Raw genomic sequence first — 9281 nt, 5'->3', positions numbered from 1 at the left:
GCGCGAGCGCCGCCCCCCCCGGGGGGGGGGGCGCCCCCCCCCCCCACCCCCCCCCGCGCCCCCCGTTCCGTCCTTCCGGCGGTGCGGGTGACACCGACCGCGCCGCTCCGCCGGGGCAGCGCTTCTGATCCGAAGGGGGCGATCCGGCCCCAGGGGGCGAAGCGGAGGGTGCCGTACGCGACAGCGACCGGCTCGCCCTGCGGGAAGGTGCTGTTCAGGACCCCGTCGTCGGCGGTGGAGAAGGCGAGGAGGATGTCGCCGGAGACGTGGCCGCCGCCGGTGCCCGTGCGGGCCAGGCCGAGGGCGCCCGGCGCGCCAGGGCCTCGCGCTGGCCGTCAGACGCTGCGGGCGCAGCGGAAGCCGGCGTGGCCGCTGGTGCTGTCGGGGGTGTTCGCGGTGCGGGCGGCGACGCGGTAGCGGTTGCAGTAGGACTGGTGGCACATGTGCGAGCCGCCTCGGATGACCTTGGCGGATCCGGTGGCCGGGCCTGTGGGGTCGACCAGGGGGCCCGCGTGCCCGTGCGCGGCGGTCCACCAGTCGGCGCACCACTCCCAGACGTTGCCCGAGGTGTTGTACAGGCCGTGGCCGTTCGGAGCGAAGGCGTCGACGGGGGCGGTGCCGCGGAAGCCGTCGGCGGCGGTGTTCCTCGCGGGGAACGTGCCCCGCCAGATGTTGCACCGGTAGCTGCCGCCCGGGTCGAGCTCGTCGCCCCAGGGGTAGCGTTTCCGTTCCAGCCCGCCGCGGGCCGCGTACTCCCACTCGGCCTCGGTGGGCAGGCGCTTCCCGGCCCAGGCCGCGTAGGCGGCGGCGTCGTGCCACGACATGTGGACGACTGGGTGGTCCCCGCGCCCTTCCAGCGTGCTGCCGGGCCCCTCGGGCCGGTTCCAGGTGGCCCCGGCCACCCCGCACCACCACGGGGTGCGCGGCGGGCGGGCGGCGTCCCGGCGCAGCGCCGCGGGCAGGAATCCGGCGAACACGTACGACCAGCCGAAGCGTTCCGCCTCGGTCACGTGCCCGGTTGCGGCGACGAACCGCGCGAAGGCGTCGTTGGTGACGGCGCAGACGTCGATCAGGAACGGCCTCAGCCGCACCGTCCTGACCGGCCCCTCGCCGTCGCCGGGGTTCGCCTCGGCGTCGTCCGTCCCCATGAGGAAGGTGCCGCCGGGCAGCAGCACCATGCCGTCGGCCGCGGCGCTGTCGGAGGACGCGAGAGGCGTGGCGGACGGCCCGGTCGCCCGGGCGGCGTCGAGCCGGGGCCGCGCGGAGCGGGCCGGCGCACAGCAGGCGGGCGGTCCGCCGCCGGGCCCCGCTCCCGCGTCGTTCCGCTCGCGCGCGGAGGAGCCCGGCCTCACGACAGGGCCTGTTCGCGTCGCCGGTCCAGCTCGCGCTGCATGCGGGCGGTGTCACGGGCGTACGTGCGGTGCAACAGCGTCAGGAACACCCCGTTGACCAGCATCAGGACGACCAGCACCCACAGGAAGACCGGGCGCAGCCCGATCGCGTCGCCGAGGAAGCCGGCGCCGAGTCCGAACAGGGCCCAGGCGATCGCCTCGAAGACGGAGATGTAGAGGGTGAAGGCCGCGGGCCGCAGCTCCGGCGGGACCACGGCCATGATCATCGGCCGGTTGATGCCCGGGTTGACGCCCTGCGCCACCCCCATGAGCCCGAAGAACAGCGCGTACAGGCCGATGCCGTCGTAGTCGAACTGGGTGCCGAGGAAGGCCAGCACGGCGAAGAGGATCTGGGCGCCCTGGAGCACGGCGGGCAGACCGTGGCGCGGGCTGAGCCGGGCCGCCCGGTCGGCGGCGAGACCGCCGAGGATCGTGCCGGCGAAGTAGCCGACGCCGATCGGCATCAGCACGACCGACGCGGTCTGGGTGGAGAAGCCGTACACCTCGACCAGGAAGACCACGGCGAAGGAGAAGACGAGCAGATGGCCGGAGAGCAGCCGGGAGACCAGGAGCACGACCAGCGTCGGGATCTTGAGGAGCGACACGACCTGGCGTCGGTTCACCAGGCCGGAGGCGTCCCGGGCGGCGCGGTCCAGGCCGGCGAGCTGCGGCTCGGCCGCACCCTGGCCGGGGTCGCGCAGGAACCGCCACAGGACGAGGCCGAACAGGACGCTGAACGCGCCGGTCGCCCAGAGACCCCAGCGCCAGCCGTCCTCGACGCCCGCCAGCTGGCCCTTGAGCGCGGCGAAGACGGACGACGCGAGCGCGGTGGCCCCGAACAGCATGCCGACGGCCCGGCCCCGGGCGCCGCTGTCGAACAGGTCCCCGACGAAGGTCGTGACGATCGGGTGGGCGCCCGCGTACCCCGCGGCGAGCAGGGTGGAGAAGAACAGCAGCTGGGTGAAGTCCTGGGCGAAACCGGCGGCCACGCCCCAGACGCCCCACAGGCCGGAGCAGATCACGAGGACCGTCTTGCGGGACCAGCGGTGGGCGGCCCACACCCACAGCGGCGTGGTGAGCACGCCGACCAGCTTGCCTGCGGCGGTCAGGATGCCCAGGGCGCCGAGCGAGAGCCCGAGGGCCTGCCGGATCACCGGGAAGAGGCCGCCGATCAGACCGGCCTCGGTGTTGTCGACGAGCATGGCGCCGCCCAGGAGCGACAGCTGTCGCCACCGGCCGGGAACGGGGGCGGTCGAGGTCTCTCTCTGCGCGTGGGGATCGTGGATAAGCTCGGGCATGGCGCCTCGCTTCCTCTGTACGTGTGGTCTCTTTGCGGGAGATACCGGGGGGAAAGGGGTGTTCAGGCCGGTGACGGGGCGGCAACCCCGTCACCGGCCGTTCCGCAGGACGGTCAGAGCGCGGCGAGTTCCTCGGCGACCGCGAGCAGCGCGGCACGGGGCACGGACCCCGCCGCCACCGCCGCGACGTCGATCAGCGGCATGGGCCCCAGGAGCTGCAGCAGCTCGGAGTCGAAGAGCCCTGGCAGATGGCGCCGCAGCACGACGGAGGTGACCGGGTCGGACATCAGCGACCGCATCGGGGTCCGGACCGACACCCTCCCCTCGGGGAACTCGTCGAGGCGCGGCAGCGGTTCCAGGGCCCGCTCGGCCTGTTCCCGCTGGGCGCGCACCAGCAGGTGCTTCTCGGTCACCGGCCCGTCGGCGGGCAGCCCGAGCCGTTCGTACTGGCTCGGCGGCGCCTCGTTCGCCCGCATCGCCTCCACCAGCAGGCCCGCCATCCGCAGCTCGGCCTCGTCGTCGACGAGCGGCGCCAGCTGCTCGGGATCGTTCTCCAGGTCGAACAGGAGCGTGCCGTGGACGGCGGGGTTGATCAGGCTGCGGCCCGGGGTGCGCAGCGTCGGCACCCCCTTGGTGAAGCCGAACGGCCCGGCCAGCTCCGCGTCGACGAGCTCGTCAGGACCGAACCGGCCGCGCATGTGGGTGGGCATCAGCGTGTGCTCGTACAGCGGCGAGTTGTCCGCCGAGACGGGCGCGCGCATGTACACGTACCGCCCGTCGGTGACGTTGACGTGGCCGCCGTGCGCCCCGAACAGTCCCGCCTCGCGCACCGGCGTGTCGGCCGCCACCGGCAGCGGCACGCCCTGCATGTCCGCCGGCGGCTCGACCCCGAAGTACTCCAGGATCGTCGGCGCGAGGTCGATCGTCTGCACCAGCGCCCCGCGCCGCTCGCCGGCCGTCTCCGGATGGCGCGGATCCCAGGCGAACAGGGGCAGATGGACCAGCTCGCCGTACCAGGGCTGCACCCACTTCGCCCACCAGCCCTTCTCGCCCAGCAGAAAGCCGTGGTCGGTGTTGACGACGAGGAGGGTGTCGTCCCAGAGCCCCAGCTCGTCCATGGTGTCCAGGACGCGGCCCAGGGAGCGGTCGCACATCGACAGCAGCGCCGCGTACTCGTACCGGGCGTGGGCGACCTGCTCGTCCGTCTCGGTCACCCGCTTGTAGTCGGGCCAGTCGAAGTGCGGCCCGTCGTACGCGTGCGGGTAGAGGTCCTTGTACCGCTGGTGGGAGAAGAACGGCTCGTGCGGGTCGAACGTCTCGATCTGCACGAACCACCGGTCCGCGTCCTTGTTGGTGCGGATGAACTCCAGGCCGGCGTCGAAGGTCAGCGTCTGCGGGTGCCGGTCCTCCGTCGCCATGTAGGAGCGGTTGATCCAGTCCTGCCGGTACGCGGGGGTGCGCATCCGCTTCAGCCCCTCGGGCATCTCGGGGTCCGCGACGTGCCCCTTCCACGGGTCGCCCTCCTGCCCCCGGAAGAACTCCCAGGTGTGGTAGCGGCCGTGGTAGGTGGCGCCGCCGTCCTCCCAGTAGTGCGGATGGTCGCTCGCGAGGTGGGTGTAGACCCCGTTCCGCGCCAGCAGCTCCGGCATCGAGTCGTCGAACGGCTCCAGCGGTCCCCAGCTGCGGTGCAGGAAGTTGTAGCGCCCGGTGTGCAGTTCGCGCCGGGCCGGCATGCACGGCAGCGAGCCCGCGTACGCGTGGTCGTAGGTGACCGCCCGCTCGGCGAGACGCGCGAAGTTCGGCGCGTGCGTCCAGTCGGAACCGTACGGCGGGAGCATCCGCCTGTTGAGACTGTCGAACATGACCATGATGGCCTTCATGCGGGGGAGTCCCCTCTCTCGGTGTCCGGCGTTCGGTGCGACTCCAGGCGGCGCCGCATGCGCTCCAGCCACGCCACCCAGGTGTCGACCGCCGTCGATCCGTACGCGTGCAGCTCGTCGAACACCTCCTGGGCGAGCCCTCGGTCCAGCTCGGGCAGCGGCTCCTCGAACAGCAGCGTCCGGTCGCGGTCGCGGCTGAGGGCGATCCGGGCGCGCCGATAGGCGAGTTCGGTGTCGATGAGCCGGATCGCTGCCTCCCGGTCGAGCGGCGCCGTGAAGGCGAACCGGGCGACGAAGTCCGGGTCCTGGAACCGGCTGGTCGGCTCGTACGGCGAACGCACCCACTCCCAGAGCGCCTCCCGGCCCCGCGAGGTGAGCCGGTACACCTTCGCGTCCGGCCGCCCCTCCCGGGGATCGACCTCGAACTCCACCCAGCCGTCGTCCGTCATCCGTCCGAGGAGCCGGTAGATCTGGCTGTGATGGGCCCGCGACCGCAGGAACTGACCCTCCGTCTCCACCCAGCGCCCCAGGTCGAAACCGCTCCGCGGCCGCCCGGCGAGCAACGCGAGCAGCACGTACTCGAACTTCACCATCCGCCGCCCTCTCCCTATGTGCACCTTCACCTATGTGAGAAGTGTTGTAGGGCCTGGGGGGCGGCGGGTCAATGGATCCGGCAGGCGCTTATCAAGGCCGTATCAGGCCGTTCATGAACGACACGGAGGACGGTGACGCCGACGCGGTACGCGTCGGCCGTGCGGGCGGGGGAACGGTCACTGCCGGTGGACGGGCGGGTCCAGTACGCCGCGGCAGCGCGCCCAGGCGGGCTCGGAGAGCAGGGTCCGCCACCGGGTGAAGAGGTCAACGATCACGCCGCAGTCGCAGCGCCTCGCTCGACCACCACCCGCGCGCCGAAGGCCGGTGCGGCTCTCGGGGGCGGGCCTGTTCGCGGGATGGCCTCGGATGTGATCATGTTGGCTTCTCATGGACCGAGTTGGGGGATCAGGGCATGGACTTCGTGCTGCCGTTGGACGCTGCCGCCGCGACACTGGAGACGGCCGGGGGCAAGGGCGCGGCCCTGTCCGAGCTGGCGCGCGCCGGTCTGCCGGTGCCGGGCGGCTTCCACGTGACGACCGCGGCGTACCAGGAGTTCGTCTCCTCGGCCGGGTTGGCGGACCGCATCCGCGCGGAACTCGACGCCGTGTCCGGACCGGACGACTTCGCGGCGACCGGCGCGGGTGCCTGCATCAGGGCGCTGTTCGCAACGGGGCCCCTCCCCGCCGCTCTGGAGCAGGCCGTCTCGAAGGCGTACGCGGAGCTCGGTGACGGTGACGGTGGCGGTGGTCGCACGGTCGCCGTGCGGTCGTCGGCCACGGCGGAGGACCTGCCCGACCTGTCCTTCGCGGGGCAGCAGGACACGTATCTGAACATCACGGGCGAGGAGGCCCTGCTGGCGGCCGTCCGCCGCTGCTGGGCCTCCCTGTGGACCGACCGGGCCCTCGCGTACCGGGCCCGGGCGGGCATCGCGCACGAGGACGTCTCGCTCGCCGTGGTGGTGCAGGAGTTGGTGGCCGCCGACGCCGCCGGGGTGATGTTCACCGTCGACCCGCTCGGCGGGCGGCCCGACCGACTCGTGGTCAACGCGTCCTGGGGACTGGGCGAAGCCGTGGTCAGCGGGCTGGTCACCCCGGACACCCTGGTCGTCGACCGGGCGAGCCTGTCCGTCGTGGAGGAACGTGTCGCCGCGAAGGAGACGATGACCGTACCGACCGCCGACGGCACCGAGGAACGGCCGGTCCCCGCCGACCTGCGCGAGGCCCCGGTGCTGAGTGCCGAGGAGGCCGGTGAACTGGCCCGGCTCGGGCTCGCGATCGAGGAGCTGTACGGGGAGCCCCGCGACGTCGAGTGGGCGCGCGAGGCGGGTTCCTTCCGCATCCTCCAGGCACGCCCGATCACCACGGCGGCGGCGCCCCGCCCCGAGGTGTGGAACGACAGCACCGGCACCGACTCGCTGTGGACGAGCGCCAACCTGGGCGAGGCCGTCCCGGATGTGATGACGCCCGCGACCTGGTCCTTCGTCAAGGCGTTCATGGGCGACGTCATGGTCGGCGCCAGTCTGGAGGGGCGTCCGATGTACGGGAACATCGGCGGCCGCTTCTACATGAACCTCAGCGTCACGGCCACCCTCGCCGCCGCGTTCGGCCAGGGCCGGAAGTTCGCCCGGGCCAACGAGCTGGTGTTCGGACGCCTCCCCGAGGGCGTGACGATTCCGCTGCTGCCGGCGTCCAGGACGCGGGTCTGGCGGGACACGATCGGCGAGGCGTTCGCCGTGATGAGCCGCATCCGCGCGAACGGGAAGCAGCTGCCCGCCTTCCTGGAGACGGCGCCCGCACGCTGCGAGGACCTGCGGGCCCGCGTCGCCGCCGCGGAGACCGCGGGGGACCTGTCGGCACTGTGGGAGTCCGAGGTGGCCCCGTACTTCCGCCGCTGCTGCCACATGCTCCAGGCCGCAACCCGCCAGGGCGGCGACTCCCTGGTCAAGGTACGCGGCACCCTGGAGTCCCTGGTGGGCGAGGAGGACGCCGACCTGATGACCACCGGCCTCGGCGACGAGGGCGAACTGGCCAGCATGGGGCCGCTGCTCGGGCTGGAACGGCTCGCCCGAGGCGAGACCGACCGCGACACCTACACCCGGACCTACGGCCACCGCGGCCCGCACGAGTTCGAGGTGTCCCTCCCGCGGCCCGCCGAGGACGCCCAGTGGCTCGACCGGCAGCTCGCCGCCCTGACCACGGTCGAGGAGGACGCCGCCCTGCGGATCGGCCGGCAGACGGAGGCCCGCACGGCGGCCTGGGACCGCCTGGCCGCCGCACACCCCCGTCGCGTGGCGGGGATCCGCGCCGCGGTGAACGCCTGGGCCGCCTCGGCGCGGCTGCGGGAGGCCGCCCGTACCGAGGTCGCGCGCGTCTTCTGGCTGCTGCGCACGTTCGTCCTGCGCGCCGGCGAGATCAGCGGGGCGGGGGAGGACCTGTTCTTCCTGTCACGCGAGGAGATCCTGACCGTGCTCGGCGGCGACCGGGACCCGCTCGCCGCGGTGTCGGCCCGCCGCGCCGCGTACGAGGCCTACCGCGCGCTCCCCGTCTACCCGACCCTGATCCGGGGCGAGTTCGACCCGGCGGTCTGGGCCGCCGACCCGAACCGGCGGGCCGACCTCTTCGACGCCCAGGACACGACGCCCGCCACGGACACGGTCGCGGGCTCGCCCGCGTCCGCCGGCGTCGTGGAGGGCGTCGCCCGGGTCGTCGGCGGCATCGAGCAGTGCGAGGCCATCCGGCCGGGCGAGATCCTGGTGACCACGGTGACCAACATCGGCTGGACGCCGCTGTTCACACGCATCTCGGCGATCGTGACGGACGTCGGCGCCAACCTCTCGCACGCCTCGATCGTGGCCCGGGAGCTCGGCATCCCGGCCGTGGTCGGCTGCGGCAACGCCACGACCCGGATCCGGACCGGGGACCGGATCCGGGTGGACGGCGGCCGCGGGACGGTCGACGTCCTGGAAGCGGCGGACGCGGCGCTCGACCCCGCCTGATCCTCCGGCCGAAGTGCCGACGCCCCCACGATCCCCAGCGTAGGAACGGATGAACCGACCGGTGCCCCAGCACGCCCAGGCCATGCGCCGCCATTTCCACGAGGCCGCCGCACGGCGTGGCTTCTCGGTCGCCCCCGCGCAGGAGCCCGCCGTCGAACGGCTGGCCCACCTCGCGGCCGAACTCGCGCGTCCGGCCTGGACCTTCCCCAGGCCGCCCCGCGACCTCTACGTCTGGGGCCCGGTCGGCCGGGGCAAGTCCTGGCTGGTGGACACCTTCTACGAGGGGCTGCCCACCCCGCGCAAACGCCGCCTGCACTTCCACGACTTCTTCCGTCGGCTGCACGACGGCGTGACCCGGCCGGGCGCCCGCCACGACGGGCAGAGCGCCGTCGACAGCGCCCTCGACGAGCTGATCGGCGACAGCCGCGTCCTGGTCTTCGACGAGTTCCACGCGCACGACGCGGGCGACGCGATGCTGATCGCGCGCCTCTTCCGCACCCTGCTGGACCGCAGGATCACCCTGGTCACCACCTCGAACTACCCGCCCGCCGGACTGATGCCGGACCCGCTCTACCACCACCTGTTCGAGCCGACCATCCGGCTCATCGAGGAGCGGATGGACATCCTGGACGTCACGGGGCCCGTGGACTTCCGTCGCGTCGCGGCGCCCGCGGCGGCGGACGGCGGCCGCCGGTTCGCGACGGGAATGTGCGTGCCACCGGGCGACACCGGCCTCGACGCGCTGGGCCTCCCCGCCCCCGAGCCGGCGGAGGCCACGCCCGTCCAGGCCCACCTGCGGGAGCTGCCGGCCCGCGCGGTGCGCCCCGACCACGTCTGGTTCGCCTTCGACGCCCTGTGCGAGGCCGCGACGGGAGTGCCCGACTACCTGGCCGTCGCCGAACGGTTCCCCACCCTGGTCCTGGACGGCGTGCCCCCGCTGGGCGAGGCGTCCGCGGACGGGCGTCAGCGGTTCGCGAACCTCGTGGACGTGGCCTGCGACCGTGACATCCGCCTCGTCCTCATCGGCGCCGACCCGCTGGCCGATCTCCCCGCCGACCAGCCCCTCACCCGCGACCTCGACCGCACGGCCAGCCGGCTCGCGATGCTCCGGCGGAGGAACTGA

6 protein-coding genes and 1 pseudogene are annotated in these 9281 nt (G+C 73.4%); 2 read left to right on the top strand and 5 right to left on the bottom strand.

Annotation, left to right across the window (positions count from 1 at the left end; translation table 11 throughout):
- The 5 genes and pseudogenes from ACFW1I_RS00770 to ACFW1I_RS00750 form a co-directional block, all read right to left on the bottom strand.
- A pseudogene (locus tag ACFW1I_RS00770) lies at positions 1-296 on the bottom strand (hypothetical protein); the annotation flags it as partial.
- A gap of 39 nt (positions 297-335) precedes the next feature.
- Entirely contained in the window at positions 336-1178 is an 843-nt protein-coding gene (locus ACFW1I_RS00765; protein WP_384664874.1) for a formylglycine-generating enzyme family protein, read from the bottom strand.
- Positions 1179-1348: 170 nt separating this feature from the next.
- Positions 1349-2689 carry an MFS transporter gene (locus ACFW1I_RS00760; RefSeq protein WP_384664747.1) on the bottom strand — a complete coding sequence of 447 codons (1341 nt, stop codon included), beginning with the start codon at positions 2687-2689 and terminating at the stop codon, positions 1349-1351.
- 113 nt (positions 2690-2802) lie between these two features.
- Positions 2803-4569 carry a sulfatase-like hydrolase/transferase gene (locus ACFW1I_RS00755; RefSeq protein ID WP_384664745.1) on the bottom strand — a complete coding sequence of 589 codons (1767 nt, stop codon included), beginning with the start codon at positions 4567-4569 and terminating at the stop codon, positions 2803-2805.
- On the bottom strand, positions 4566-5162 hold the full coding sequence (locus ACFW1I_RS00750) for a PadR family transcriptional regulator (protein ID WP_384664743.1): 597 nt from the start codon (positions 5160-5162) through the stop codon (positions 4566-4568). Before ACFW1I_RS00750 ends, ACFW1I_RS00755 begins: the two co-directional genes overlap by 4 nt.
- A gap of 413 nt (positions 5163-5575) precedes the next feature.
- Here ACFW1I_RS00750 and ACFW1I_RS00745 point away from each other — a divergent pair, with 413 nt between their 5' ends.
- Both ACFW1I_RS00745 and zapE read left to right on the top strand, forming a co-directional pair.
- A complete protein-coding gene (locus ACFW1I_RS00745) occupies positions 5576-8158 on the top strand; it encodes a PEP/pyruvate-binding domain-containing protein (protein WP_384664741.1) in 2583 nt (860 codons plus the stop codon).
- 49 nt (positions 8159-8207) lie between these two features.
- On the top strand, positions 8208-9281 hold the full coding sequence (gene zapE, locus ACFW1I_RS00740) for a cell division protein ZapE (RefSeq protein ID WP_384664739.1): 1074 nt from the start codon (positions 8208-8210) through the stop codon (positions 9279-9281).

The sequence above is a fragment of the Streptomyces sp. NPDC058955 genome (assembly GCF_042741435.1).
In the GTDB taxonomy this organism is placed as follows: Bacteria; Actinomycetota; Actinomycetes; order Streptomycetales; family Streptomycetaceae; genus Streptomyces.
This window is presented reverse-complemented; position numbering and strand designations above follow the sequence as displayed.